Origin of the sequence: Natronorubrum marinum (genome assembly GCF_052040125.1) — an archaeon.
Taxonomy (GTDB): Archaea; Halobacteriota; Halobacteria; order Halobacteriales; family Natrialbaceae; genus Natronorubrum.
Genome location: NZ_JBPPFV010000005.1, coordinates 1 through 24,884 on the forward strand (window position 1 = coordinate 1; position 24,884 = coordinate 24,884).

The window sequence follows — 24,884 nt, forward strand, 5'->3', positions numbered from 1 at the left end:
CCGACGCGGCGTCCGCGGCGGCTGACGAGGCGGCCGACAGCGCACTCGAGTCCGGGTCGGACGCTGACGCGGAGACCGACACCGATGACTCGGCGGCAGCCGCCGGTACTGACGACGCGGTGGCGGCCGACGCTGACGACGAGGCCGACGAGCAGAGCGCCTCGTTCGACGAGTCGACCGACGTCGACTCCGCCGACGCCGCGGAGGCGGACGAGGAAGCCGAGGACGACCTCGGCGACTTCGACGCCGGCGACACCGGCATGTACGAGATGGACGACGAGGAGCGCGAACAGCTAGAGGAGGAGTTCGGCGCCGAGTTCACGACCGGAAGCGAGGTCGAAGAGCCCGGCGAGGCGGGGATCGACGTTCCCGAACCGGAAGACGAACTCGAGGATGCTGCTGACACCGAATCCCCCGACGCTGACGCCGACCCCGCAGACACCGGGGCCGAATCCGACGACGACCTCGGCGAACCGCCGGCGTCAGGACTCGAGACCGACTCGGAATCCGATGCTGCGGCGACTGACGATGGCGACTCCGAAGTGGACGACGAGACCGACGGCGAAGCGGACGACATCGACGCGACCGACGATACGGCACCGTCCGAAGCGGACGCCGAATCCGAGACCGATGCGGACGAGGTGCCAGCCGAGGACGTCGACCTGGAGGCGTACGTCGTCGACACGATGGCGGATCTCGACGACGGCGACGGTGCCGACCGATCGACGGTCGTCGAGACGGTCGCCGACCAGACCGGCGCGTCCGAAGACGAGGTCGAAGACGCCATTCAGGACGCGCTCATGGGCGGCCAGTGTTACGAACCGAACGACGAGACGCTGAAGCCGATCTAACGCCTCGAGCCCACGATGTCCGAGGAGTCCCGTCGACCGGCCGCGGCGCGCGTCGAACCGGTTCCCGGCGAACCGGCCGCGACCGCTACCGTCGGCTCCGAACGCGCGCTGCTCGTCGCCGACTACCACGCGGGCTACGAGGCCGGACTGCGGTACGAACGCGGCGTCGATGTGCCGAGCAAGGCCCCCGAGCGCCGCGAGCGACTGCTCGGCTTGCTCGACGGGTTCGACCCCGACCGACTCGTCGTTCTCGGAGACCTCATGCACTCCATCGGCGACCCGGGCGGGGCCGAGCGCGGCGAACTCGAGGTGCTGTTCGAGGCCTTCCCGCCGACGCTCGCCGTCACCGTCGTCAAGGGCAACCACGACGGCGGGATCGAAGACTGGCTGACCCCCGAAACCGGGCGCGAGGCGGCCGCACTCGAGTTCGACACCGACGCTGTAACCGTCGTCCCCGGGAACGGGATTGCGCTCGGGGATCGAGCCCTCGGCGTCTGTCACGGACACACCTGGCCCGCGCCGGCCGCGCTCGAGTGTGACGTGCTCTGTCTGGGACACGAACACCCCTGCGTCCGACTCGAGGACGAGGTCGGCGGGAGTCGCGTCGAACGGGCGTGGCTCCGGGGACGGCTCGATCCGACGCCGTTTCGCGACCGTCCCGAGTACGACGAGGTCTCGTGGCTCGTGAATTCGGACGTCGCGCCGCCGCGGGTCGTCGTGATGCCGGCGTTCAACGACCTCGTCGGCGGGACGTGGGTGAACCTGGCGAATCAGTCGTTCCTCTCGCCGTTTCTGCCCGCCGGCCTGGCCGACGGCGAGGCGTATCTGTTAGACGGGACGCGACTCGGTTCGTACGAGTCGGTGTAGGATCGTCCCCAAGCGCCAACGAATGTACGCCGAATCGGTCATCCTGTGGAGGCAAGAACGTGACGTGTGACGATGGAAACCTCCCGTCTCAAGGTGCGCAAAATCGAGACCAGCGGAATCGATGTCGCCGTCTTCGATGCGGATGATCTGATCGAGGAATCGACGCGTGTCTTCTCCGAGAACGACGATCTCGAGTCGCGACTCGTGGGCGGAGTTGCCGGCTTCCAGCGAGGGGATCACGGCCGACGAGTGGGATCTGAACTGATAATCGGCGGGTGTCGAGCGGGACTGACGCTACCCGCCCGTCGGTGTCTGGGTCCGGGGGTCAGGGATCGGAGTAATTGAATTTTCGAGCGACGGCGCTTTCGACCCGCTCGGTCAGCGGACTCCGATCGACCGCGAGTCGCTTGTGGAGTCGGTTCTGTACGAGACACGGTAGCACGGAGGCGGCGGGCAGCAGTATGCCGGCGGTCCAGACGTTTCCGCCGCCGAGAATCCACCCGAGGCTGGCGAGTCCGACGACGGACAGCAGGAGCCCCGAGCCGAAATACGCTCGGACGAGTCGTGGCGCTCGAGCCCGCTGCTCGTCGGTGTACGAGCGCGCATCGTACGCACAGACGACACCCCCGAGGACGAACACGAACGCGACCGAGCCGTACAGGGCGCTGAGCATAGCTAACAGTTGTTCGTGCTGTCATATAGCTGTTCCCCATCCGACAGCTCCGGCGGCGGAGTCGACGGTCGATACGGACGATCGACTCGGCCGACGACGCTACCGTTCGACGGTTTTCGATTCGATTCGGTCCCCGTCGCGCCACTGGTAGTATCGATAGGTCGTTCCGGCGATCTCCTTGGTCGTGACGCTCGCTCGCTCCGGCACGTTCGTCGGGTACTCGAGGTTATCGTTGACAGTCGTCTCGGTTTCGTTTCCGTCTCGAGTGATATCACCGTCTCCAGATTTCACGTCTCCGGCTGGCTGTCGCTCTTCGTCGGTATCGGCTGCCTTCCACGCCGCGAGATCCTCGAGGTAGCTACTGACGGCGCGAAGCGTGTCGGCGTCTCGACGCTCGAGTCCGTCCAGCAGATCGTCGAGTTCTCGATCGATGTCAGTCGGGGGCTGGGGTCGATCGCGCGTCGTCATCGTTCGCTCGGCGATTTGGGAGACGGCCTCAAACGTCCACCGGTCCCGTTCGAATCGTGTCTCCACGTCCCGATCGCGTCGCGTTCTCTGGAGGCTGACAGTCCGCCGAACGGCCTACTAGAGCCCTCCGTGGGATATATACACAACCTACGAGGGAATTTATATACGCGACCGAGGACGGTGTTGATGACAATGAATCCACAGCAATACCGTCGGCGGTCAGCGATCGAACCGGTTCCTGACGACCTCGATTCGGCGCAGGCGAAACTCGTCTACATCTTCCTCGAGGCCACCGGTGGCGCAACCGTCGAGGAGTTGGGGGAGACGCTGGCGCTGAAGAAACTCTCGGTTCTGAGCATCCTGAACACGCTCTCGAGTGCCGGGTTCGTCGATAAACGAGCGAACGAGTACGTGGTCGCGAACTGAAACGGCGGAGCGAGTACCGGAGTCAGCGGTCGTCGTCACTGTTCCCGAGAGCCGTCTCTCGCGGACGAGACCGGTGCCCGACCGGGAAGCGACGCCGACTGTTCGCGCTGAGCCGTTCGTAGCGGGAGGCGTCGGCAGTACCGGCGTGTCGATCGATCGCAAAACAAGCGGGACGTTCGTGACGTGATCGCGCCGGGCGTCGTTAGAACGTCTCGAGGTAGCGGTCGAGTTCCCAGTCGGAGACGTCGACGAGGTAGTCCTCGAACTCCTGGCGCTTGGCTTCGACGAACTTCTCGCCGATGTGCTCGCCGAGCGCGTCGTAGACGACTTCATCCGCCTCTAAGGCGTCGACGGCCTCGCCGAGGTTCGCCGGCAGCGTCTCGATGCCGTACTCCTCGCGTTTCGCCTCGTCGAACTCGTAGATGTTGTCGCGAACCGGGTCGGGTGCTTCGAGGCCCTTCTCGATGCCCTCGAGACCGGCGTGGATCATGACGGCGAAGGCGAGGTAGGGGTTACACGACGGATCCGGCGAGCGCAGTTCGATGCGAGAGGCGGCCGGGACGCGTGCGGCCGGTTTACGGACGAGCGCCGAGCGGTTGCGGTCGGACCAGGCGACGTAAACGGGCGCTTCGTAGCCCGGAACCAGGCGCTTGTAGCTGTTGACCGTCGGGTTCGCGACCGCCGTGATCGCGGGCGCGTGCTCGAGAACGCCGGCGAGGTAGGAGTGGGCGGTGTCGCTGAGGTTGAACTCGTCGTCCTCGTCGTGGAACGCGTTTTCACCGTCCTCGGTCATCAGCGACATGTGGGTGTGCATGCCCGAGCCGTTGATTTTCGGGATCGGTTTCGGCATGAACGTCGCGTGCAGGTTGTGTTCGGCAGCGATGGCTCGGACGACGGTGCGGAAGGTGCCGACGTTGTCGGCTGTCGTCAGCGCGTCGTCGTACTCGAAGTTGATCTCGTACTGGCCGCGAGCGACCTCGTGGTGGCTGGCTTCGATCTCGAAGCCCATGTCCTCGAGGCCGTAGATGATGTCGCGGCGGACGTCGCTGGCGAGGTCTTTCGGTGCGAGGTCGAAGTAGCCGCCGTGGTCGGCGGTCTCGGTCGTCGCGCGACCATCCTCGTCTTCCTCGAACATGAAGAACTCGGGTTCGGGCGCGAAATTGATCTCGTACCCCATCTCGTTGGCGCGCTCGATCGCCTGTTTGAGTACGTACCGCGGGTCGCCCTCGAACGGTTCGCCCGTCGAGGTGTTGTAGACGTCACAGATCATCCGGGCTGAGGCGCCGTCCTCGCGCTGTCTCCAGGGAAGCACGGCGAACGTGTTCGGATCCGGAACCAGACGCATGTCCGATTCCTGAATGCGCACGAAGCCTTCGATGGAGGAGCCGTCGAAGTAGATGCCGTCGGTAAACGCCTTTTCGGCCTGCCGTGCCGGCACCGAGACGTTCTTCACCGTTCCCAGGATGTCGGTGAACTGGAGCCGAAGGAAGTCGATATCTTTCGATTCGATCTCGTCCAGGACATCCTCTTCTGCGGTGGTCAGATTTCCGCTTGTCATCTTTTTCTCGGTTCGAACAATGGATTCTACTATTAAAGCTCTGCTGTTGTGGGCGAATATCTCTATCTAGATTAATAGGTGGACAAATGTAGTTTAATATAGGGCGTATGAGGGTCTGGGGCTGACAACGACAGGAAAACTAGAGAGAAAATGGATAATTGTCCGCGCCGCCGCTCGAGGCCGGGTGATCTGGACCGTCGGGAAGGTGGCACCGCCGATAGGATCACCCGCTTTCGAGACGGCCGGTCGGTGACGACGGGCCGCGTCCTACCGACCGCTTCCGATGGGATAGGGGGGTATCGCCGCGACGCTCGAGACGCTGATATCGACGCTCGTGCGCCAGACCCGCATTGTGGTTCGGACCGCTCGGTGCCACATGATCGACGGCCGTGGCGGTCGGTGATCGCGCGTTGCGTCGTCGGGAAGGGGACGCTTTGCGATCGTCGTCTCGCAGACGGGACAGACGTACTCCTCGTGGCGATCCCGTGTCCGGCGGACCCAGTCGCCGTCGATCGGGCTCGCGTGATCACAGCTCCAGCAGAAGAGGGTGGACTTTTGAGGGATCGGCGTCCGCTTGTCGTGGGTGGTTACGGGTCGAGTCATCGGGCCTTCCTACCGCCTCGGGATATAAAGCCACCTGCTATGCTTGTGGGTGACCGGGTCGAATATACGAACAATTACGGCCGAAACAACGCGTTCGAACCGATCGGGAACAGGGTTCGATGGGATGTCTGTCCGCCGTTTGGCGACTCGGCTGCGAGCCGTTCGGACCGGTCGATCAGCGTGACGGTTCAGGTGAGTTCACTCGAGTGGTGTCCGCGATAGGTCGTTCAACGCAGCCGATCGCTCCTCGGTGTGCCGACAGTATCGATTTCAGGCTTCGGGCGCTACGAAGGGTATGGACGACACGCTCAGACCGACCCGACTCGAGAACGGTGCCGATCTCGATGCGTTTCTCGAAGACCACACCGTCGCGCTCGTGGAGTGTTATACCAGCGGCTGTTCGAAGTGCCAGGCGATGGAGCCGGTGTTAGGAAACGTCGCTCGAGCGACCGGAATCCCTGTCGGGTTGGTGAACCCCGGCGACGATCTCTCTCTCGTCGACCGGTTCGAGATCGGCTCGGTGCCGACGCTGCTGTGTTTCGAGAACGGACGGGAAGTCGGACGGTTGGCCGAGGGGTTCGTCGGCGCGGACGCCGTCGTCTCGTTCCTCGAGGCAACCGTTCCAAGCGCCGTCGATACCGAACTAGCCGGTACCTGACACTCGAGTCGGGGACGTGAGCGTTCGTCGCCGACGGATCGTTACTCGTCGTCGGCCTCGAGTTCGGTCGGATCGACCTCGCCCGCGAGATACTGTTCGCCCAGCTTCGTAATGTCGTACATGCCGATCGCTTGCTTCTTTAGAAGCCCACGTTTGGCGAGTTCTCGACAGCGGTAGGCAGCGTCCGGAGCGCGACAGACGTCCTCTTCTTCGATGTGGTCGGGGTCGAAGATGTGGTTCTCGGTCATCAATTCGAGGATATCGTCGTCGACGGGGGCCATCCACTCGGCGGGGACGTCCCACTCGTACTCGTCGGGATTCGTGTCGTCCATACTGTCTCTCCGTTCGCCAGGTGGCGTTGTACGATCGGAGGTCGCCGCGCTACATGATCCTGTTGGATCGGCTTCTCGCTGGAGTATTGTCGTGCATACCGCTGGAGGCATCGTCCATACCGCGGCCGACCAGAAGCGTCTCGATCCTTAGGATCGAGACCGTTTCGGAGCGGGGTAATCCACGTGAACGTTCGGGGCGGCGGCGGGTGACAGGCCCGTGATCTCCCGATCGACGAACGTCACGTCGGTGAGGTCGCCGGTGAACTGGAATCGGATGATTCCGGTCTCGATCGTGCCTTCGACGGTCGATCCGGAGACGACGGTCGCGTTCGCGTCGCTGTCGTCCGCGAGCAACTCGATCTCGCCGTCGACGGTGATCTCGAAACTCGAGGGGGTGTCGCGGCCGATGATCGTCAGCGTGTTGGTGCGGGAGTCGACGGTTTCGGTTCGGCTCGGTCTCGTCGCTGCGATCGTTGCCGTCGGCGTTCCCGCGAGCGTCGGTGAGACGGTCCGATCGACTGTAGCGTCCTGCTCGTCGGATTCGGTCTCGGAATCGATCGTCGCGTTCGTGCGTCCCATATACTGGATGAACCCGAGTATGACAGCATAAGCCTTCTCACTGAACTAACGGTTAGCTGTGGTGAAATATATTCTCTTGATGGACTCTCTGTCAGTATTTTGGCCGATTCCTCGCTCAAGGAACCGGCCCGAATACTCGATCACGAAACACTTATACCAAAATCTATTGAACAGTCTGTAAGCCCATTCTATGAGTCTTTCTCGCCTCCTCTCCGGTCTTTTCACCGACTCGGAACCGAGTACCGAATCACCGGCAACGACACGGAGTTCCGGCGAGAGCGAGGAGTCGACGGCAACGGTCGTCCACGAGTGTCGGAACTGCGGGACGAACGTCTCAGCCGAGACGACCTGTTGTCCGGCGTGTGAGTCGGACGATATCGTCCGCTATTCGATCTAGGTCGCGGCTGCGGACTGTAACCGTCTTTTCGGTGTGAACGCCGTCGAACTACCGTCGATCCGGTAGCTGCTCGCTACTGGTGCGTTCGGTACTGTACTCGTAGCCGGTCACCTCGAGGTCCTCGTCTTCGTCGGCGTCGAGCCAGATACCGATACCGAGTGCGACGACGCCGACCAGGAGGGTCGTGAACGACGCCATCGCACTGGCGAAGCCGTCCTTTCCGCGGAGGGTTCGGAGAACTGATCCACTGAGACCGGCGGTGCCACCGGCCAGTCCGGCGGAGCCGGCGCCGTAGAAGATGACGCTCGGATGGAACTCCTGGACCACGAACCGCGTTTTCAGCCGCCAGATAAAACTCCGAAGCAACAGCAAAGACACGTACCGAATGAACGGGACGTATCGAATGCTACTCTCTTCCTCGCCGTAGACCGCCGTCATCGGCACGTCTGCAACGCGCTGTTCGTTGACGTTGAGGTGGGTGAGAAGGTGGTTGAGGAAGCCGTACTCGTCCGTAACTGCGTCGAGATCGAGTTCCTCGATCGTCTCGCGAGAAATAGCCGTATAGCCGTTCTGCGGGTCGCTGATCGCCCAGTAGCCCGAGGCGAACTTCGAGAGCCCGGTGAGCATGGCGTTGCCGACGAATCTGAACGTCGACATATCCTGTCGATCCTCGGGATCGAGTAGGCGATTCCCCTTCGCGTAGTCGGCTTCGCCTTCGACGACGGGGTCGATGATTCGATGGAGGATATCGGGATCCATTTGCCCGTCGCCGTTCAGTACGGCGACGACGTCCATCTCGTCCTCGACGGCGTGTCTGTACCCCGTCTTGACCGACGCGCCGTAGCCGCGGTTCTCATCGTGCTGGATCGGGACGACGCGCCGTCCCTCGCCGCCGTCGGTAACCGCGAGTTCGGGTCTGGGTTCGGCGGTCTCGTTGATTTGCGATGCGACCTGCTGGATCACCGCCCAGCTACCGTCGGGTGAGGCGTCGTCGACGGCGTAGATTCGGTCGACGAAGTCGGGAACCGTCTCGATGACAGTTCCGACGAACGCCTCCTCGTCGTAGGCCGTGACGACGACGCCGATTCGGTTCCCCTTATACATCGTCTCCTCCATCGGTGGTGGTATCCTCGATCGCATCCGAACCGCTCGGTCGATCGACCGCACCGCCGTCGGCGGTGAGCGACTGTCCGTCCGTTGCCACCGCGTCGCGCTCGTCACGTTCCGTCGGCGGCCGACCGTCCACCGACCCCCCGAGCGTGTACTCCCGGTGGTGCGTCTCCGAGAGGTCGACCGCGTCCCGACCGTCGACGACGACCATCGGCCCGAGATGGGCCCACGGAATCTCGTCGAACGCCCGGTGGGGCGTGACGATCACGGCCGCGTCGAAGGACTCGTCCGCGAGGTGGTCGATACTGACCGCTCGAGCGCCGTACTCCTCGGGATCGACGAGCGGGTCGATGCCAGCGACGTTCGCGCCGCGATCGGCTAACTCGTCGATGACGCCGATGGCGGGCGAGGCGCGCGTCTCCTCGACGCCGGGCCGATAGGTGATCCCGAGAACGACCACGGCGGCGTCCGCGAGGTCGGTGCCGGTGTTCGATAGTTCGCGCTCGAGTCGTTCCACGACGACCGCCGGCATCTCGTCGTTGATCCGTCGGGCGGTCCGGGTGAGATCCATCGGCTCTTCGTTTTGCGAGAGCAGGAAGTGCGGGTAGTAGGGGATGCAGTGACCCCCGACGCCCGGTCCCGGATCGTGGAGCTGACACATCGGGAGATCGTTGGCCGTTTCGATCGCTTCGCGGACCGAAATGCCGAGTTCGTCGGCCAGCCGTCCCAGTTCGTTGGCCAGTCCGATGTTGACGTCGCGGTAGACGCCCTCGAACACCTTGACGGACTCCGCCGTCGTCGCGTCCGAGACGGGGTGGACCTCGTTGTCAGAAACCTCGTCGTAGACGACCGCAGCGGCTCGCGTACTTTCGCCGTCGATGCCACCGACTACTTTCGGGTACTGACCGCGAATGTCACGCAGTGCCGTCCCGGAAGAGGTCCGCTCCGGACAGAACGCGAGCCCGAACTCGTCGGCCGCGAGCCCGCTTTCCTGTTCGAGGTGCGGCTGGATCACGTCCCGACAGCTCGTCGGCGGTAGTGTCGATTCAGCGAGGACCAGGTCGCCCGGCTCGAGACCGGCCGCAATGTCGTCGACTACCGACTCGACTGTTGTCAGGTTCGGTTCGTCGTTTTCGTCCAGCAGCGTCGGGACGATGACGACGTGGATCCGGGCGTTCGCGGCCGCTTCGGCACCGTCGGTCGTCGCCTCGAGTCGACCGGCGCCGACCTGCTCGGAGACGAGTTCGTCAAGTCCCGGTTCGCCGATGACGTGGCTCTCGCCGCCGTTGATCGTCTCGACGACGTCGGGATCGATGTCGACGCCCGTGACGTTGCCCGTCGTCTCGGCGTAGACGCCAGCGAGCGGGAGCCCCATCTTGCCGAGGCCGTAGACCGCGACCGGGAGCTCGCCCGACGTGAGCAGTTCTCGCTGCCGATCTGGAGAGTCGCTCGAGCCGTAGAGACTGACGTTCGGTTCGATTTCTGTTTCAGCGTCGTCGGACCCTGGCTCACCAGCTTTCTCCCGGTTCACTGGACTTGCACCTCCGTTTTCTTGGCGTCCTCCTCGACGAGTGCTTCGATCGTCTGGACCGTCTCGAGGGCCTCGATCCCGTCCTCGGCGGTGACGATCGGTTCGGAGCCGGTCCGAACGGCTTCGACGAACGCCTCGAGTTCGTGTCGGAGCGGTTCACCGTTGTCGACCCGCGGCCGTTCGATGACGCTCTCGTGTCGGTACCGGCGCTTGCCGTCGTCGACGACGTACTCCGGATAGGAGTTTCGGTGGATCAGTACGGACTGTTCTAAGTAGTCGACCTCGACGAGACACTCGCGAGCCGTAACGGTGAGTTTCCGGACCTTCTTTTGGGTTACGCGACTCGCAGTCAGCGAGGCGACGATGTCGCCGTACTGCATCGTCGTCGTGGCGTACTGGCCGTTCTCGGTACCCATCGCGGTCACTGTATCGGGCTGTGCGTCGAGCATGGAGCCGACCACGTCGATATCGTGGACCATCAGATCCGAGACGACGTTTCCGAGCGCGCCTCGATCCAGCGGCGGACCGAGGCGTTCGGCTTCGAGGCTAATGACGTCGAGGTCGTCGATCAGGTCGGTTACCGTCTGGACAGCCGGGTTGAACCGTTCGATGTGTCCGACCTGAAGGACGAGCCCTTCCCTGTCCGCCTGTTCCGCCAGCGCTCGCCCTTGCTCGGTCGTTTCGGCGATCGGCTTTTCGACGAGGACGTGGAGGCCCGCCGCCAGACAGTCCGAGACGACGTCGTGGTGTGCTTGCGTCGGGACGGCGACCGTCACGACGTCACAGCGATCGAGGGCGGTTTCGAATCCGACGGCCTCGGTGCCGTACTCGTTCGCAACTCGATGTGCGATCGTTTCGTCGTGGTCGGTGACACAGGCGAGGTCGACATTTTGCAATTCACTATACACGCGCGCGTGGTTCTCGCCCATTGAACCGACGCCGATGACGCCGGCTCGAATCGGTCGTGAGGAGGGTGTTCGACTCATTGGGGGTGGAAGTGGTCCTGTACCGCGTCGACGACGGTTCGTCGATCGTGCTCCGACAGTGACGGATGGACGGGAAGCGAGAGGACCGTCTCGGCCGCCCGTTCCGCGTTCGGCAGCGCCGCTGCAGCCGTACTCACCGTCTCGTAGGCCGGCTGACGATGAATCGGCGTGTCGTAGTAGACGGCGGTGTCGACGCCGCGTTCGTCGAGCGTTGCTGCGAGGGCCTCCCGATCGTCCGTTCGAACCGTATACTGGTGGTAGACGTGCCGGTATCCCTCGGGTTCGGTCGGCGTTTCGATCGGCAGCTCCGCCAGCTGTTCGTCGTAGTACGCCGCACTTTCCCGACGGGCGCGATTGAAATCGGGGAGTCGCTCGAGCTGAGCGCGACCGATTGCACCGGCCATACTGGTCATTCGGTAATTGTGGCCCAGCTCAATGTGCTCGTAGCTTGCATCGTCACCGACGTCTCGGCCGTGATTGACGTAGCCGGCGGCTTGATCGGCGACGTCGTCGCGATCGGTGGTGATGATTCCACCTTCGCCGGTCGTCATATTCTTCGTCGGATAGAACGAGAAGCAAGCCGCGTCGCCGAGTGTACCGACGCGGTCGCCGTCCACCTCTGCGCCGTGTGACTGGCAGGCGTCCTCGACGACGAAGAGGTCGTGTTCGTCCGCGAGGTCACCGATAGCTTTCATATCGGCTGCCAGTCCGTAGAGGTGGACCGGCATGATGCCGACGACATCGTCGCGCTCTGTGAGCACCCGTTCGACGGCGCTCGGATCGAGCGTGTACGTCTCGGGGTCGATGTCCGCGAAGACGGGGGTGCCGCCGGCGAGTCTGATCGCGTTGGCGCTCGCGACGAACGAGAACGGCGACGTGATGACCTCCTGACCCTCCTCGAGACCCAGCGCCTCGAGCGCGGCGTGGAGGGCGGTCGTCCCGTTCGACGTCGCGACGGCCCGGTCGGCGCCGCAGTAGGCCGCGAATTCGTCTTCGAAGGCTCGCACTTCGGGGCCGTCGGCGAGCATCCCGCTCTCGAGGACCGACTCGACTCGATCGATGGCCTCCGAACTGATGTCGGGCGCAGCGATCGAGACGGAGCCGCCCGTTTCACCGTCGGCCGCTCCGCTCTCGGCCGGTTCGGTTTCCGAGGTGTCGGATTCGGCGACGCCGCCGTCCGTCTCGGCGTCGATGTCTCTCTCGGAATCGGGTTCTGGCTCGGTCATGCGATCTGATTCGCCCCCTCGAGCGGTTTCGGAAGTTCTCGAACCGTCGCCGGCGTGCCGACGGCGAGCGTATCGGGCGGGACGTCGTCGGTGACGACGGATCCGGCCGCGACGAAGGCGTTCTCTCCGATCGTGACGCCGGGCAACAGCGTGGCGTTCGCACCGATCGAAGCGCCGTCTTCGATCGTCGGTCCCTCGAGTCCGTTGTCAGTTCTGATCGGATACTCGTCGTTGGTCAACGCGGCGCTCGGTCCGATGAAGACGTTGTCCCCGATCGTCGTTTCGGTCGGGATGTAGACGTTCGTCTGCAGACTGACGTGCGACCCGATCGTCGTCTGGCCGTCGATGACCGTTTTGGTGCCGACGAGGACGTCGTCGCCGATCGTCGTCCCTTCCCTGACGAGCACGTCGTGACCCGTGGTAAACTCGTCGCCGATCGTGACGTCGCCGTAAACGATCGACCCGGCTCTGATCGTCGCGCCGTCACCGACTCGGGTCGGCGCATCGAACTCGCCGTGGCCGACCGTCACATTGTCGTCGACCGTGCAGTCGTCTCCACAGACGAACCGGCTCACCGTGGCTCACCTCCCGAACTGAAGCCCGCTACGTGTCGTCGAAATCTTTCGTGTCGTCGTTGATATATCATTGATACCTCGATACCCGCGTGGGCAATCATCCAGATACAGCCGGTAACACGGCTTTGTTATCCCCGGCCTGCAAGACGTGTAGTCGGGAGCTATACTCTCGACGAACCGGGGTATCACTGAATTGTCGAGAACCAGCCGCTCAGTCCGCTGTTCGGTCGCTCCCGGTCCGTATTTGTGAAGAAATATTGGATTATATGTCGGTCATGGAAACCGACTGGTACAGATACCTTTCGCCGGGGTAGCCGAGTGATAGTAAAGTGTCGCAGTCTGGCATTCGTTGTCGTGAGCTATCCGAATACACCCGTGACACGGGAACGGGAGCCACTTCGGGAACGCGAGGACGCTTATGTCTAAACACGAACTGACGCAAGCCGAACTGTTCGATGTCTTTAGCAACGCCCGGCGACGCCGAGCCGTCCAGTATCTTAAACGACACGGGGGGAGCTGCGATCTCGCCCCGCTGGTCGAGCAGGTCGCCGCCTGGGAGAACGGGATCGATCCGGACGATGTCACGCGCACGCAACGACGGCGCGTCTACATCTCCCTGTACCAGACCCATCTGCCGATGCTCGAGGAACACGGCATCGTCGACTGGGACCCGGACGATCACGCCATCGATCTCCTTCCGGGAGACGATGTTTTCGAGCCGTACCTCGATCATCGGCTCGAGAATCAGCGCCCCTGGCATCGGCTCTACGCGTCGGTCACGGCGCTGGGCGTGATCGGGGTCGCGTTGTCGTGGCTCTCGATCGGTCCCCTGACGGCGACCGCCGCCCCGGCGATCGCACTGGTCCTGTGTCTGCTCGTTCTCGCGGTTTCGGTCGCCCAGCACGTCTCGCGGCGCCCCGAATTCGACCTTCAACTGGCGCTGTAACCGAACCCGCCGTCTCGCTCTGGGTCGACCGACCGATTCGCTCGTCGAGAGCGACGCCTCCGGTTCGAGACCGGGTGTCTCGTCGTCTCGGTGTCTCGTGACCATCCTCGTTCGTCGCTCGGAGCGATCGCTCTCGCCGAACTGATCTGTCCCGAGACGATTTCCGATGGCTCCTGCGACCGCTGTGCGATCGGAACCGGACGCGACTCACGACGCTGACTGAGACACGACGTATCCACGGCGACGATCGTCGATCTCGTCTCTGGGCCGGTGTGCAGGTTAGTGGGTGTCTCGAGTCGGCTGTCGACGGACCGATGCAGAAGCAACTCCCTCTACCGTTGGTCACGTCCTGTCGACAGTAAAATTACTTTTCGGGTCGCCGCGATTGCGCCACCGTGTCGGATCGATACGGTTGCGCCGCTGTTTCGGCTTGCGACGACTGCCCAACCGCTTCGCCTGATATCGACTGTCTCCTGTCGGGACGCTCGGTTTTGTCCCGAAAATCGGTGGACCGGACCGAACGAGACGACGACGGGCGTTACTCGGCCGTCACCCAGAAGAAGGTGTCCTCGTCGGCGTTCTCGTTCGTCGGTTCCCCGGGTGCATCACCCTCGTACATGAGGATGCTGATCCGGACCGTTTCTCCCTCGCTCGCCGTCGGCGTGATCGCTAACTCGCCGGTTCCTGTCGTGTCGTCCTCGAGCGTCGTCTCGAGTTGGTCGAGTTCGGTTCGTTCGACGACCTCACCGTCCTCGATCACCTGCTCCTGGACGACGACCGTGTAGTCGGTCTCCTCTCCCTCCTGGTTCTCGATCGAGACGGTCACTGGAACCGACTCGCCCGCCTCGACCTCGCCGTCGATTTCCCCGGCGACCAGGTCGCCGTTGTCATCTTCGCTGTACAGTGCCAGTTCGCTGAACCCGCCCGTCGAGACCGGGGCCAAAAATCCGATGAGGAGGGCTCCTACTGCCAGCCCGACCGCGAGGACGAGTAGCGCGGACGAGACCGTTGCGACGGCATTTTCGTCCCGTCGAAGTCTCGAGATCGACGCGAGCGGGGAGACGACGAATCGCTCCGGTTTCGGCGTTCGGAGCCGACGAACGGCGCCGAGTTGTGCCAGAACGACGGTGACGACTACGAGTGCAGCCGCGATCGAACCGGTGGCGAGACCCCACTCGGTAAACGGCAACGCGAGCACGAGCGCGGGAACGATCGCGAGCGACACCGCGAACGACAGTCCGAGTCGTTCGACGACGTCGATTCCGCGGGGTCGCGTTTCGATGGACGCCGATGTCGTTTTCCGTGCGCTACGATCTCCCGCCGGGAAGAGCACCGAGATAAGCGCATATCCCGGAAGGAACAACGCGAGCGGGAACGTCACGAACAGTCTCAGGATGTTTCCCTCCGGAAACCACGCGGCAATCCCGTACGCGAGTAGTGCGGCGATCGAGACGACCGCGAGATCTACCGGATACTCCCGGACGACACCGAATCGCGTCTGTGTACTCGTTTCGTGGCTCATCGATCGACCACTGGATGTTGCTGGTCAGTCTTCAGCCTGGCTCGAGCCGACACGAATATCATTCTCGAATCGTTGTGTCAGAGGACTCTCTATTGCTTTGTTATGCCCGGGTTACCGGGAAGTCGGCCCCGTTCGGCACCGGTGTCACGTCAGCCTCACTCACGCTGTCGACGCCCGTTTCCCGATCGACGGTATCCGTCTCGGTCGCACTTCTAGAAGTCGACGTACTGTGCTTCCCACTCGCGACGTTCGTCGATTCGCTCTCGACCGTCGTCCGTAATCGCGTAGTAGTTCGTTCGCCTGTCGAGCTGTCCCTTCTCGACCAGCTCCTTGTTGACGAGCGTATCGAGGTTCGGATAGAGGCGACCGTGATTGATCTCCGAACTGTAGTACTTCTCGACTTCGTCTTTGACGGTCTGTCCTGAAGGCTGATCGGCACCTGCGATCACGTACAGGAGGTCGCGTTGGAAGCCGGTCAGATCGTGCATTGTTCAATCACAGTGACCATTCTACTGAATAGATATTTGTTATCCGTATCATACAGCAGTGTTAGAACTTCTTTCAATACATGTTCTGGGAACTAAAGTGGGCGTTCTCGAGAGAGTATCGAATTCGAGACTGTTCGCACCGACAGGGTCGCTCACTCGGAGTGCACGTTCGACGCCGGTTCGTCAGTCCAGCCTGTATCGCAGTCGGTACTACGGTGATTCGGGACGCGTCAGTCTTCGATCTCGGACACCGAGACGTCGATCCCATCCCCACCGATCTGGACCTGTAGCGTCTCGATCGTCGCCTCATACGCCGTCGTGTGCGAGCCGTCGTCGTCGAACCGGACGCACTCCGAGAGGAGATCGCTCTCGAGGAGGTTGTTGATTCGTCGGTACACCGTTGCCGACGAGCTGTCCGTTCGGTTGGTCAGTTCCTTCGCCGTCTTCGGTTCGTCACTCGTTGCGACGAGGATCGTTCGCGCACACTCGTCCCCGAGGACGTCGAGTTGAGCGGACGGTTCTGGCGTCGGTTCGGATCGCGTATTACTCGCTTGCATTGACATCGTCGAAATCACTCAGTTGTGGCGGGTTGGGGCCGTTCACTCTCGCGAGCGGGGGATTGATACGGATCGACCGGGAGTGCGGTCCATCCCCACCACGGGCACCAGTATGTTCCAACACGACGATGAGTAAGCGATAGTGGTATTTTATAACGATGTACCTTATCCTCCGAAACAAGATCATTCTTCGGCGAAACTCCTAATTTCTATCTAGAAATGAGGGATTTCGGACGGTATGGGATAGGTCAATACGCTGTTTGCCCGTCGAATGCAAGGCAAGCCATCTAAACTCGGTGTGGAAACCGTCCTGTCGAACTATCGCCATTCGGTGACACACCGCCGTTATCGGTGGGTACAGGCCGGAAACCCTGTATTTCGCGGTTCTCACGGCCGTACGTCGGGTGAACGGTCGGCGTCCTTTATCCACGTTTACTCCCCTCGATAGAAGTGATGCCCGGACGACTCCGGCGATGTCTCGGTGTCTGCGCCGTCGCTGGTCGACCGCTGTGATCGATCGGCGTTGGTGACCGACGCCACTTCGCCGCGTCCGAGTACCCCCCATCCAACCATGAAATCCACCCAACAAGATTGGAAGCCCATGGAATCGTCGACCGCAGGCGCACGATGTCGCAACTGTGGCACCCACGTAACGCAACAGTTCGCACGCGTCTTCGGTGACAACGGAGATATCGTCCACGGCTGTCCGGCCTGTACGACCTATCGCGAGATGCAGTCCGGTAACCATCTGCCGGGTAAGTGAGGACGACACGGTTTCGCGGTCCGATTTCGTCGAGCGACACCTCGACTCGGTGATTACGAGCGACAGTCCGCCGAACGCCATCGACTACTTCGTAGACCGAGCTCAATTCCGAGCCGCGGTGCCAGCCAGTTCGTTCGGCCCCGATTCGACGAACGCGGTCTCGTCACCGCAACCAGCGACCGTCTCGTCGACGTGTCGAGAGAGCCGGCTGTATTCCGAACTTACTCCTGCTCTGGTCGCGCTGGCCGTGTCAGCGGCAGGTCAGGTGTGATCTAGTCTGCAAAAGTTAAAGTTAGTGGTCTGCGAAACGACGATGCGTATGGTAACTGGTGGTGGACTGCTCGTCGACAACACGCGCTCTTCCTGATCGATGTCTGTCCAGACCAATCGTTCCGAGTCACTCGCCGAAAGTGAAGTGTTTCACATCCTCGGGAACGATAGACGGCGGGCTATCGTCCAGCTACTTGCGGAGGAGGCCGGACAGGTGGACGTCTCGGACGTCGCGTCGGAGATTGCTGCCAACGAAACCGACACCACGCCCGTTCCGAACAATCTGTACAAGAGCGTCTACGTCTCTCTCCAGCAGACGCACCTACCACAGCTCCAAGAGGACGCCGTCATCGAGTACGACTCCGACGCGAAGACAATCCAGCGGGGCCCCAACTTCGACGACGTCTTGCAGTACATCAACGGCCACGGGGAGACCGAGTCGACGGCACTCCAGTTTCACTTCGCCGTCTGTCTCCTCGGACTCGCCGTGATCGCGTTCGCCGGGCTCGGGATTCCGCTGCTTTCGAGCGTCGATCCCGTTCTCTCGAGCGTCGTCGTGCTGTTGGCCGTCGCCGCGAGCAGCCTCTATCGGCTGCTGGCGTGACGCCGTTGTCGGCGAGGTACTTTTGCGGACGCGTTTCGGCCCGTTTTCAGCGGCTCGATAGCGTCGAGAAAAGCGGCCGTTCGACGGGGTGATTCGACGAGCCGTGTCTAGAGCGCGCTCACGATAGCCGGCTGGGTGTCGGCACCGTTGGCGTCGTCGACAGCACCGTCGTAGTCATCGTTGTGGTTGGCCGGTTTGTCGTCGATCGGGTGGTGGGGTAGCTCACCGAGGTCTCCGACGAATACGAAGACGGACGCGTGTTCGATCACGACGTCGTACTCGTCGTGGCCGGCTGCATCGTGCGCGTCGTCAACTGAATCCGCCTCGACGCCGTCCGTTCCGTCGTCGGCGTCGTGGTGGTGTTCACCGTCAGCGTCGTGGTGACCGCTGTCGGCGTCGTGATGATGGTCGTCAACGTCGTCGTGATCGTAGATCGGCACGACCGTCACCGTCTCGATAGTGACGTTGAGTTCGATATCGGAGAACGTGTAGCCGTGGTCGTCGAGAACGTACGTCTCGTTCGCATCGTCGTGAGCCGTATCGTCACCGGCGGTCGCATCGGTCTCGGTGGCGTCGCCATCGGGTGTGGCGTCCTCGAGACCGTCGGCAACCTCGACATCGTTCGCGTCGACGTCGACGTGGTTGCCGTCGGCTGGCTTGTCGTGCGGTAGTTCATCGAAGAACACGAAGACCGTCACTTCTTCGATGAGAACGTCGATGGTATCGTCATCGACTGCTTCGGGTTTCTCTTCAACTGGTTTTTCGTCGGTATCTGCAGCCTCTTCGTCAGCAGGCTCCTCCTCTACTGGTACCTCCTCTACTGGTTCTTCTTCGACTGCGTCAGGCTCTTCTTCGGGTGGTTCGTCGTCAGCATCGTTAGGGTCCACGTCGGCTGGCTCCTCCTCAACCGGTTCCTCGTCGGCATCTGCAACCTCTTCGTCAACCGGCTCCTCCGATACTGGCTCTTCCTCGACCGCTTCAGGGGTTTCTTCGGGCGTTTCCTCCGTTGCCGCGTCGACGGTGACGACGGCTTCGTCGGTTACCGGTTCGTCGTCAACGGTGAGGTAGGGACCGTCCTCTGTGCCCTCGGTCTCTACGAAGTCGTACTCCTCGTTGTCGTTCGTGTCGAAGTGCGGCATCGCGATGAGCGTCTCATCCTCCTCGAGCGGTTCGTCGAGGGTCACTTCGACGTTCTCGTGTGTCCCCTCGTCGAGATACTCGGAGACGCCGATGACGCTCTCGAAGACGTTGCCCGCGAGCAGGCTGCTGTCGTGAATCACGACGAAGCCGCCGTCGTCGACCGTAACCTGGTCGACGACGACCGTGTCGTTCTCGAGTTCCTGGTCGGTGAACGTCACGGTCGCCTCGGCGTCCTCGTCGACGCCGTCCATGTCGCCGTTCTCAGGTGGATCCACTTCCTCGTTAGCGTCGTCGGGATCCGTGTCATCTCCGTCCGCATCTGTGTCCTCGCCCGCGTCTGAATCGTTGTCCTCGTCCTCGTCGTGCTCGTCGAGGGTCGCGGCCGGCGCCGCACCCGCGACCATCGCCCCGCTCGAGCACACCATCATCAAGGCGGTGAGTACTACGAGTAGCTGATTGCGTGTAGTCATGTCTGTCTGCCGTAAGGCACCGGCTAATGGCTGTTAGCCCGCATAAACCGCCACAACCATTGCGGCCGGAAATCACATCCTACGGCGGGTAGGGTCTGCTTCAGGCAGTGGTTCGCATCACGAAAGCAATAATTGCTGATACGTTTACTGCGGCTGCTACGGTGATCGTCACTCGCTTTTCGGTTTCTCGGGTGACTGGGAGGCCGTCGGCTCGTGGCCCGGGAGACAGACCAGGTTCTCCCGGCCGAGGCGGAGTTTCGTGACTCGGCCTTCCTCCTCGAGTTCGGCGAGCAGTCGACTGACCTTCGCTTTCGACCAGTCGACGGAGTCGACGATTCTCGACTGCTTCATCCGACCGCCGTTCTCGCGGACGAGTTGCTGAACCCTTTCTCGGTCGGTCAGGAACTCCTCGCTCTGCGGCTCCGACTCGGCGACGAGCGTGTCCTGCTCGTCAAATCGGTTGCGGGCGGCGAGGACGCCACCGAGGAGCGCGAGTGCCAGGATGCCGACCAACGCTGCGAGGTGCGGACTCCACCCGATCTGAGCCGGCTGGCTGTGGCTGGAGGCGATAAATGGGATGAGTGGCTCGACGCTCGTATCCGTGGGGACTGATGCGGTGCTACCCGTACCGAATGCGGCGACCGCTGCGACGGAGGCTCGGAACTGAATGCTCATGTGGGCTGGGTGTGGCTGGTTTCACTCACGTTTCTCTATACCGTCGTGACCGCTCCTCAAAATGTTTTTTATCAATCATTTATTCGTATGATATCGTATCTCATGGCAGGTGATAGGTCGTGCGGCAGAGCGAGTTGTCATCGACGGTGCGTGCGTTCGCGTCCTGTCGCGATGTCGTCGACGGACGACAGCTACATCGCGTACGATTCGGGCTCGTGCACAGCAGCGCTGTACAGTCGTCACCCCACACGATCTGCTCGCTCGAAACCCGGTGCCGATTGCGTCGGTTGTGTTCACTGGTGCTTCTCCACCACCGAAACCGTCGCGTCTACCATGGGAGTTGGTGGCTGCGACGGTGATCACTCGGTGTTGCTCCGCCGATACGTAGACCGAGGGTTCGAATAAACTCGGTCGGACGTTCGCAATGACTAGCTCGAATTCCACTCGATTTAGTCGGTAAGTAAATACTTTTGTGAGTCTCTCGAAATGCGTTCAATTAATCGCCGCAAACGGGTTGGTCCTGGCGGCCGAGAGCGGTTTTATCAGTGGCGTGTGGCCCGCGGCTGACGCTGCTGGTGTGAGTCAAATCCGTCGCCGTTATCGTCAGTCGTGACTGTCGTCGGCGGTCATCGAGTGGTAGTCCGACGGATAATTCGAGCGGGGAACAGCGAGACGGCTCGCCATCTCTGGAGTCGGGCGCTTCCGGCTGTCGGACGAGTTCGCGGACAGTAGTCGTCTCTGTTGTCGCGTTGCGAGCCGACTCCCGCCGAAGGGGCGGATAAGGAGGGTGTTCGGCTCGAGCGGTCGCCGTTCCGCGATGGATCGGTTCGGAACGCCGACTCGAGTCCGCGCAAGGTCGCCATCGCCGGCCGAAACCACGCTGGTGATCGCGAGTACGCGTTCCGGTGACCGGTGAGCGCCATGTCTCGTCGCTGGCACAATCTCGGTTCACTGGCCGGTGTGTCCACCGTGATTCACTGAGGCCGACAGGATGTCCGATCGCAATCGATTGCTCGCAAACGAGCGAATGCGTCGCTATTTCGACGGCCATCGACACCGAGTGGCGGTTGCTTCCGACGCGTCGTCTCTGCCTGCAGCCCAGGAAGTGATGACGGTCCCGCTCGACTCGAGCGAGAAGGCACTCCGGATCGAGGCTGAAGTCGAAGCCATGTTCCGATCGCGAGTTCGTCACGCGTTACTCCCATCACGGAGGTCGCGAAAACAGTATTATCGAACGCTCGATTCGTCAGCGGCGTGGTTGGTCGTCGCTTAGGTTAGACGCCCGGCACACCGACGGCGTCGAATCCGGTCACGCCGACGAGTGCGAGGACGTAGAGCACGATCAGGACGGAGAGCCAGGCGACGATCGTGATCGCGGCTGCGTCGACCCACCCGCCCGGGTATCGGGCGTTGATGATTGCGAGGTAAGCGATGAAGACCAGGAGCGGTCCGAGCAGCGGGATCCAGCCGAAGAAGAACCCGACGACGCCCCAGATGATCGCCCCTAACAGGGCTGTGACGAGTGCGTACGTGTAGTCTTCGGCGTCGACGATGACTCTTGCACCGGCATAAATGCCGAGCGCACCGATCAGCAGGCTGACGACGAACACGACGATACTCTCCCCGGGGGCGCCGGTGGTCTGTCCGGGGACGATGGGGAACGTGGTGAGACTCTCGATCATACTCGTCGGTGAGGCCGCGGATACCGTTAGTTATCTTTCACCTACATTCATGAAAACAGTGCTATAGGGTCTTCAGAAGACGATTTTCGAGAAACTCATCGGATTAGTTACGCCGAGCGACACTTGGACGTGGCGTGGGAGGAGTCAGCCGTAGGTGCTCTCGGGCGACTCGAGGGTCGGGTCGTCGTCGACCGGTGCGAGCCGCGTTCCGTCGACGAGCGATTGGATCCCGCACTCGAGGCTCACTCGCGGCTCGAACCCGAGCGTCCGCTTTGCCCTGGTAATATCCGCCCCGCTGTGTCTGATGTCTCCCGGGCGCGGGTCGCGGTGAACGATCGACGACGACGAGTCGGTCGCGTCTCGAATCGTCTCGGCTAACTCCTCGATCGACGTCCGCGTCCCCGTCCCGATGTTGTACGCTTCGCCGATGTCGTCGGTGATCGCCGCGTACAGGTTCGCCTGAACGATGTCGCTCACGTGGACGAAATCGCGGGTCTGCTCGCCGTCGCCCTCGATCGTGATCGGCTCGCCCGCTCGCGCCTGCTCGAGAAACGTCGAGATGACGCCGCTGTAGGGGCCCTGCTGGCGCGGTCCGTAGGCGTTGAAGTAGCGCAAGGCCACCGTCTCGAGACCGTACAGGTCCTCGTAGAGTCGGGTGTACTGATCCAGCGCGAACTTTTGAATGCCGTACGGCGACGACGGCTCGGTCGACGCCGTCTCCGAGACCGGGAGTTCGTCCGGATGGCCGTAGACCGCCGCGCTCGAGGCGACGACCACCCGTGCGTCCTCCTGACGGGCCTGCTCTAAGACGAGCAAACTCGCGTCGAGGTTCGTCTCGTTGCTCTGGCGGGGGGCGTCGACGCTTCGGGAGACGCTGACGACGGCGGCGTGGTGGAAGATGATGTCGGCGCCGCGGGCCGCCTGCTGCAGGGCGATCGGATCGCGGATATCGCCCTCGACGACCGTTGCGTCCTCGGGGAGGTTCGTCCGGTCGCCCGACGAGAAGTTGTCGAGTACCCGGACCTCGTTGTGCGGGGCCAGGGCCTCAACGAGGTGGCTGCCGATGAAGCCCGCCCCACCGGTCACGAGCACCGTCTTGTCACGAATCACTGACGAATCCATCTACTCTCCGTCCTACCTCCCCGCCGTTTAGTATAGCACCCGTACCCCGCCGTATTCGGTGCCTAAACGGGCTAGTACTCCGTTATCGAGCGGGTTTCATGGCCGAATTTCACTACCGAGCCAGCCCTCCCACCGAATCGCCTTCGTCGTCGAGTTACGTCGGGTTCGACGGCCCGCGTCGAATCGGGAGACCGGAGCGGTAATTTCGAGCGTCCGTTCGACTCGAGGCAACCGTCGCTCGAGAGTACGGACTCCGCGACCACCGCCCAACAGAAGCTATATGCGCCGCGCTCGGCAACTCCCGGCAATGACCGTCGACCTCGTCGTACGCAACTGTACCGTGGTGACTCCCGCCGGGCGGACGCCGAACTCGGGCGTCGCCGTCGAGGACGGTGAGATCGTTGCCGTCGGTCGGAGCGACCGCCTGCCCGACGCGGAGCGCGTCGTCGACGGCGACGGAAACGTCCTCGTGCCGGGGATCGTCGACTGCCACATTCACAACCGCGAACCCGGCCTCGAGTACAAGGAAGACTGGGAGTCCGCGACTCGGGCGGCCGCCGCCGGCGGCGTGACGACCGTCGTCGGGATGCCGAACACGGATCCCGTCATCGACCGCCCCGAACACCTCGAGTTGAAGTTCGATCGTGGTGAGGCCTCCGCACACGTCGACTTCCAGAGTTACGTCGTCGTCACGAGCGAGAACCTCGACCTGATCCCGGCCATCGACGAGGCCGGTGCGCTCGGCTACAAGATCTTCCTCGGGTCGACGGTCGGGGACGTGCCGCCGCCGAACGACGGGGAGATCCTCGAGGCGATGGAGAAAATTCGGGAGACGGGCAAGCGTCTCGGCTTCCACGAGGAGAACGGCGAGATCATCGACCACTACACGGAGCAGTTCCAGGCCGAAGGGCGGAACGACCCGATCGACCACTCACACTCTCGGCCCGTGATCGCCGAACGCGAAGCCGTCGAACGGATGATCACCTTCGCCGAGGAGACGGGTGCGAAGATCCACATGTACCACGTCTCTTCCGGCTCGGCAGCCGAGGCCGTCGCTCGCGGGAAAGACCGGGGGGTGGACGTGACCGCCGAGACGACCCCACACTACCTTTGGTTTACCGAGGACGTCATGCGTGAGAAGGGGAATCCGGCGCGGATCCAGCCCCCCATCCGGGACGCCGCGGAACGCGAGAAACTCTGGGCGGTCGGGATCGACGACGGTGCGATCGACTGTATCGCGACCGATCACGCACCCCACACGCCGGAGGAGAAGAAGGTCGACGATCCCTTCGGAAACACCTGGGAGGCGATTTCGGGATTCGTCGGCCTCGAGACCGAAGTCCCGGTGATGCTTTCATTCGTCGATCAGGGTCGGCTCACGATGGAGGAGTGGGTTCGCCGCCATTCGACCCGCCCCGCCCAGATCTGGGGAATGTACCCCCAGAAGGGCTCGCTGCAGGTGGGTACGGACGCCGACTTCACGATCGTCGATCCGGATCGGGAGTGGACGCTCGAGAGTAGCGACGAACTCCACTCGAAGAACTGCGTCACGCCGTTCGTGGGCGAGTCGTTCACCGGAAACGTGGTGTCGACGGTCGTCCGCGGCGAGGTCGTCTACGAGGACGGCGCGGTCGTCGGCGAGTCGGGGTACGGGACGTGTGTCACTGTCGACTGAGAGGTGTAACTTCGTTCCCGACCGATCGATTTTCTTGTTCGACCGGCTACTCGGTGTCGGTCACTGCGATGATTCTCACTTTCTGAAAGCCGCGACAGGCTTATATTCGATATCGGATCCACTGGAACTG

Annotated in this window: 26 protein-coding genes and 1 pseudogene; 9 read left to right on the top strand and 18 right to left on the bottom strand. The window is 62.5% G+C overall.

All coding sequences use genetic code 11. From position 1 onward, the window contains the following. Both ACSFC5_RS21575 and ACSFC5_RS21580 read left to right on the top strand, forming a co-directional pair. A pseudogene (locus ACSFC5_RS21575) lies at positions 1–851 on the top strand (hypothetical protein); the annotation flags it as partial. Between the two features lie 15 nt (positions 852–866). Then, positions 867–1,718, top strand: coding sequence for a metallophosphoesterase (locus ACSFC5_RS21580; protein WP_440767277.1), 852 nt, complete (start codon positions 867–869; stop codon positions 1,716–1,718). 325 nt (positions 1,719–2,043) lie between these two features. Here the strand turns inward: ACSFC5_RS21580 and ACSFC5_RS21585 are convergent, their stop codons facing one another. Together ACSFC5_RS21585 and ACSFC5_RS21590 are read right to left on the bottom strand one after the other, a co-directional pair. Then, on the bottom strand, positions 2,044–2,391 hold the full coding sequence (locus tag ACSFC5_RS21585; RefSeq protein ID WP_440767278.1) for a hypothetical protein: 348 nt from the start codon (positions 2,389–2,391) through the stop codon (positions 2,044–2,046). Positions 2,392–2,490: 99 nt separating this feature from the next. Beyond that, on the bottom strand, positions 2,491–2,859 hold the full coding sequence (locus tag ACSFC5_RS21590) for a hypothetical protein (protein ID WP_440767454.1): 369 nt from the start codon (positions 2,857–2,859) through the stop codon (positions 2,491–2,493). 192 nt (positions 2,860–3,051) lie between these two features. Between ACSFC5_RS21590 and ACSFC5_RS21595 the strand changes: the two genes are divergently transcribed. Beyond that, entirely contained in the window at positions 3,052–3,285 is a 234-nt protein-coding gene (locus ACSFC5_RS21595; RefSeq protein WP_440767279.1) for a MarR family transcriptional regulator, read from the top strand. A 202-nt stretch (positions 3,286–3,487) separates the two neighbouring features. Here ACSFC5_RS21595 and glnA read toward each other — a convergent pair whose 3' ends face one another. Continuing rightward, entirely contained in the window at positions 3,488–4,843 is a 1,356-nt protein-coding gene (gene glnA / locus ACSFC5_RS21600) for a type I glutamate--ammonia ligase (protein ID WP_440767280.1), read from the bottom strand. A 267-nt stretch (positions 4,844–5,110) separates the two neighbouring features. Further along, the gene (locus ACSFC5_RS21605) at positions 5,111–5,446 is read right to left on the bottom strand and encodes a DUF8106 domain-containing protein (RefSeq protein ID WP_440767281.1); all 336 of its coding nucleotides are present in this window, start codon (positions 5,444–5,446) and stop codon (positions 5,111–5,113) included. A 295-nt stretch (positions 5,447–5,741) separates the two neighbouring features. On the opposite strand from ACSFC5_RS21605, the gene ACSFC5_RS21610 reads away from it, so the two are divergent. After that, entirely contained in the window at positions 5,742–6,104 is a 363-nt protein-coding gene (locus ACSFC5_RS21610; protein ID WP_440767282.1) for a thioredoxin family protein, read from the top strand. A 41-nt stretch (positions 6,105–6,145) separates the two neighbouring features. Here ACSFC5_RS21610 and ACSFC5_RS21615 read toward each other — a convergent pair whose 3' ends face one another. Together ACSFC5_RS21615 and ACSFC5_RS21620 are read right to left on the bottom strand one after the other, a co-directional pair. After that, entirely contained in the window at positions 6,146–6,436 is a 291-nt protein-coding gene (locus ACSFC5_RS21615) for a winged helix-turn-helix domain-containing protein (RefSeq protein ID WP_440767283.1), read from the bottom strand. Positions 6,437–6,583: 147 nt separating this feature from the next. Further along, positions 6,584–7,015: a hypothetical protein gene (locus ACSFC5_RS21620; RefSeq protein ID WP_440767284.1), complete on the bottom strand. Its 432-nt coding sequence runs from the start codon at positions 7,013–7,015 to the stop codon at positions 6,584–6,586. A gap of 190 nt (positions 7,016–7,205) precedes the next feature. Between ACSFC5_RS21620 and ACSFC5_RS21625 the strand changes: the two genes are divergently transcribed. Continuing rightward, the gene (locus ACSFC5_RS21625) at positions 7,206–7,412 is read left to right on the top strand and encodes a hypothetical protein (protein ID WP_440767285.1); all 207 of its coding nucleotides are present in this window, start codon (positions 7,206–7,208) and stop codon (positions 7,410–7,412) included. Between the two features lie 48 nt (positions 7,413–7,460). On the opposite strand, the gene ACSFC5_RS21630 is transcribed toward ACSFC5_RS21625, so the two are convergent. Genes ACSFC5_RS21630 through ACSFC5_RS21650 form a run of 5 tightly spaced genes read right to left on the bottom strand, consistent with a single transcriptional unit; the run spans position 7,461 to position 12,840 of the window. After that, positions 7,461–8,516 carry a glycosyltransferase family 2 protein gene (locus ACSFC5_RS21630; RefSeq protein ID WP_440767286.1) on the bottom strand — a complete coding sequence of 352 codons (1,056 nt, stop codon included), beginning with the start codon at positions 8,514–8,516 and terminating at the stop codon, positions 7,461–7,463. Then, positions 8,509–10,002, bottom strand: a complete 1,494-nt coding sequence (locus ACSFC5_RS21635) for a nucleotide sugar dehydrogenase (RefSeq protein ID WP_440767455.1) — start codon at positions 10,000–10,002, stop codon at positions 8,509–8,511. The genes ACSFC5_RS21630 and ACSFC5_RS21635 overlap by 8 nt, the downstream gene beginning before the upstream one ends. Positions 10,003–10,049: 47 nt before the next feature. After that, positions 10,050–11,039, bottom strand: a complete 990-nt coding sequence (locus tag ACSFC5_RS21640; RefSeq protein WP_440767287.1) for a Gfo/Idh/MocA family oxidoreductase — start codon at positions 11,037–11,039, stop codon at positions 10,050–10,052. Further along, positions 11,036–12,265, bottom strand: coding sequence for a DegT/DnrJ/EryC1/StrS family aminotransferase (locus ACSFC5_RS21645; RefSeq protein ID WP_440767288.1), 1,230 nt, complete (start codon positions 12,263–12,265; stop codon positions 11,036–11,038). Before ACSFC5_RS21645 ends, ACSFC5_RS21640 begins: the two co-directional genes overlap by 4 nt. Further along, complete coding sequence (locus ACSFC5_RS21650) at positions 12,262–12,840, bottom strand: acyltransferase (protein WP_440767289.1); 579 nt, start codon at positions 12,838–12,840, stop codon at positions 12,262–12,264. The genes ACSFC5_RS21645 and ACSFC5_RS21650 overlap by 4 nt, the downstream gene beginning before the upstream one ends. Positions 12,841–13,258: 418 nt before the next feature. On the opposite strand from ACSFC5_RS21650, the gene ACSFC5_RS21655 reads away from it, so the two are divergent. Further along, on the top strand, positions 13,259–13,786 hold the full coding sequence (locus tag ACSFC5_RS21655; protein WP_440767290.1) for a DUF7344 domain-containing protein: 528 nt from the start codon (positions 13,259–13,261) through the stop codon (positions 13,784–13,786). A gap of 538 nt (positions 13,787–14,324) precedes the next feature. Here ACSFC5_RS21655 and ACSFC5_RS21660 read toward each other — a convergent pair. The 3 genes from ACSFC5_RS21660 to ACSFC5_RS21670 all read right to left on the bottom strand — a co-directional run bounded on the left by ACSFC5_RS21660 (position 14,325) and on the right by ACSFC5_RS21670 (position 16,359). Continuing rightward, complete coding sequence (locus ACSFC5_RS21660; RefSeq protein ID WP_440767291.1) at positions 14,325–15,308, bottom strand: DUF8471 domain-containing protein; 984 nt, start codon at positions 15,306–15,308, stop codon at positions 14,325–14,327. 212 nt (positions 15,309–15,520) lie between these two features. After that, complete coding sequence (locus tag ACSFC5_RS21665; RefSeq protein ID WP_006091066.1) at positions 15,521–15,796, bottom strand: PadR family transcriptional regulator; 276 nt, start codon at positions 15,794–15,796, stop codon at positions 15,521–15,523. Positions 15,797–16,026: 230 nt separating this feature from the next. Next, entirely contained in the window at positions 16,027–16,359 is a 333-nt protein-coding gene (locus ACSFC5_RS21670) for a helix-turn-helix domain-containing protein (protein ID WP_440767292.1), read from the bottom strand. A gap of 595 nt (positions 16,360–16,954) precedes the next feature. Here ACSFC5_RS21670 and ACSFC5_RS21675 point away from each other — a divergent pair. Together ACSFC5_RS21675 and ACSFC5_RS21680 are read left to right on the top strand one after the other, a co-directional pair. Continuing rightward, complete coding sequence (locus ACSFC5_RS21675) at positions 16,955–17,116, top strand: DUF7563 family protein (protein ID WP_175529395.1); 162 nt, start codon at positions 16,955–16,957, stop codon at positions 17,114–17,116. Between the two features lie 370 nt (positions 17,117–17,486). Beyond that, on the top strand, positions 17,487–17,990 hold the full coding sequence (locus ACSFC5_RS21680) for a DUF7344 domain-containing protein (RefSeq protein WP_440767293.1): 504 nt from the start codon (positions 17,487–17,489) through the stop codon (positions 17,988–17,990). Positions 17,991–18,097: 107 nt separating this feature from the next. Here the strand turns inward: ACSFC5_RS21680 and ACSFC5_RS21685 are convergent, their stop codons facing one another. The 4 genes from ACSFC5_RS21685 to ACSFC5_RS21700 all read right to left on the bottom strand — a co-directional run bounded on the left by ACSFC5_RS21685 (position 18,098) and on the right by ACSFC5_RS21700 (position 23,079). Further along, positions 18,098–19,600, bottom strand: coding sequence for a DUF7282 domain-containing protein (locus ACSFC5_RS21685; RefSeq protein ID WP_440767294.1), 1,503 nt, complete (start codon positions 19,598–19,600; stop codon positions 18,098–18,100). Positions 19,601–19,768: 168 nt separating this feature from the next. Further along, positions 19,769–20,275 carry a helix-turn-helix transcriptional regulator gene (locus tag ACSFC5_RS21690; RefSeq protein ID WP_440767295.1) on the bottom strand — a complete coding sequence of 169 codons (507 nt, stop codon included), beginning with the start codon at positions 20,273–20,275 and terminating at the stop codon, positions 19,769–19,771. A 1,274-nt stretch (positions 20,276–21,549) separates the two neighbouring features. Then, positions 21,550–21,957 (bottom strand): hypothetical protein, encoded by a 408-nt coding sequence (locus tag ACSFC5_RS21695; RefSeq protein WP_440767296.1) that lies wholly within the window; start codon positions 21,955–21,957, stop codon positions 21,550–21,552. 144 nt (positions 21,958–22,101) lie between these two features. Next, the gene (locus tag ACSFC5_RS21700) at positions 22,102–23,079 is read right to left on the bottom strand and encodes an NAD-dependent epimerase/dehydratase family protein (RefSeq protein WP_440767297.1); all 978 of its coding nucleotides are present in this window, start codon (positions 23,077–23,079) and stop codon (positions 22,102–22,104) included. 307 nt (positions 23,080–23,386) lie between these two features. Between ACSFC5_RS21700 and allB the strand changes: the two genes are divergently transcribed. Next, complete coding sequence (allB, locus tag ACSFC5_RS21705) at positions 23,387–24,754, top strand: allantoinase AllB (RefSeq protein WP_440767298.1); 1,368 nt, start codon at positions 23,387–23,389, stop codon at positions 24,752–24,754. Positions 24,755–24,884 lie beyond the last annotated feature (130 nt).

Coding starts and splice junctions, on each gene's coding strand:
- ACSFC5_RS21580 (WP_440767277.1), top strand. CDS start 867: ATGTCCGAGGAGTCCCGTCGACCGGCCGCGGCGCGCGTCGAACCGGTT.
- ACSFC5_RS21585 (WP_440767278.1), bottom strand. CDS start 2,391: ATGCTCAGCGCCCTGTACGGCTCGGTCGCGTTCGTGTTCGTCCTCGGG.
- ACSFC5_RS21590 (WP_440767454.1), bottom strand. CDS start 2,859: ATGACGACGCGCGATCGACCCCAGCCCCCGACTGACATCGATCGAGAA.
- ACSFC5_RS21595 (WP_440767279.1), top strand. CDS start 3,052: ATGAATCCACAGCAATACCGTCGGCGGTCAGCGATCGAACCGGTTCCT.
- glnA (WP_440767280.1), bottom strand. CDS start 4,843: ATGACAAGCGGAAATCTGACCACCGCAGAAGAGGATGTCCTGGACGAG.
- ACSFC5_RS21605 (WP_440767281.1), bottom strand. CDS start 5,446: ATGACTCGACCCGTAACCACCCACGACAAGCGGACGCCGATCCCTCAA.
- ACSFC5_RS21610 (WP_440767282.1), top strand. CDS start 5,742: ATGGACGACACGCTCAGACCGACCCGACTCGAGAACGGTGCCGATCTC.
- ACSFC5_RS21615 (WP_440767283.1), bottom strand. CDS start 6,436: ATGGACGACACGAATCCCGACGAGTACGAGTGGGACGTCCCCGCCGAG.
- ACSFC5_RS21620 (WP_440767284.1), bottom strand. CDS start 7,015: ATGGGACGCACGAACGCGACGATCGATTCCGAGACCGAATCCGACGAG.
- ACSFC5_RS21625 (WP_440767285.1), top strand. CDS start 7,206: ATGAGTCTTTCTCGCCTCCTCTCCGGTCTTTTCACCGACTCGGAACCG.
- ACSFC5_RS21630 (WP_440767286.1), bottom strand. CDS start 8,516: ATGTATAAGGGGAACCGAATCGGCGTCGTCGTCACGGCCTACGACGAG.
- ACSFC5_RS21640 (WP_440767287.1), bottom strand. CDS start 11,039: ATGAGTCGAACACCCTCCTCACGACCGATTCGAGCCGGCGTCATCGGC.
- ACSFC5_RS21645 (WP_440767288.1), bottom strand. CDS start 12,265: ATGACCGAGCCAGAACCCGATTCCGAGAGAGACATCGACGCCGAGACG.
- ACSFC5_RS21655 (WP_440767290.1), top strand. CDS start 13,259: ATGTCTAAACACGAACTGACGCAAGCCGAACTGTTCGATGTCTTTAGC.
- ACSFC5_RS21660 (WP_440767291.1), bottom strand. CDS start 15,308: ATGAGCCACGAAACGAGTACACAGACGCGATTCGGTGTCGTCCGGGAG.
- ACSFC5_RS21665 (WP_006091066.1), bottom strand. CDS start 15,796: ATGCACGATCTGACCGGCTTCCAACGCGACCTCCTGTACGTGATCGCA.
- ACSFC5_RS21670 (WP_440767292.1), bottom strand. CDS start 16,359: ATGTCAATGCAAGCGAGTAATACGCGATCCGAACCGACGCCAGAACCG.
- ACSFC5_RS21675 (WP_175529395.1), top strand. CDS start 16,955: ATGGAATCGTCGACCGCAGGCGCACGATGTCGCAACTGTGGCACCCAC.
- ACSFC5_RS21680 (WP_440767293.1), top strand. CDS start 17,487: ATGTCTGTCCAGACCAATCGTTCCGAGTCACTCGCCGAAAGTGAAGTG.
- ACSFC5_RS21685 (WP_440767294.1), bottom strand. CDS start 19,600: ATGACTACACGCAATCAGCTACTCGTAGTACTCACCGCCTTGATGATG.
- ACSFC5_RS21690 (WP_440767295.1), bottom strand. CDS start 20,275: ATGAGCATTCAGTTCCGAGCCTCCGTCGCAGCGGTCGCCGCATTCGGT.
- ACSFC5_RS21695 (WP_440767296.1), bottom strand. CDS start 21,957: ATGATCGAGAGTCTCACCACGTTCCCCATCGTCCCCGGACAGACCACC.
- ACSFC5_RS21700 (WP_440767297.1), bottom strand. CDS start 23,079: ATGGATTCGTCAGTGATTCGTGACAAGACGGTGCTCGTGACCGGTGGG.
- allB (WP_440767298.1), top strand. CDS start 23,387: ATGACCGTCGACCTCGTCGTACGCAACTGTACCGTGGTGACTCCCGCC.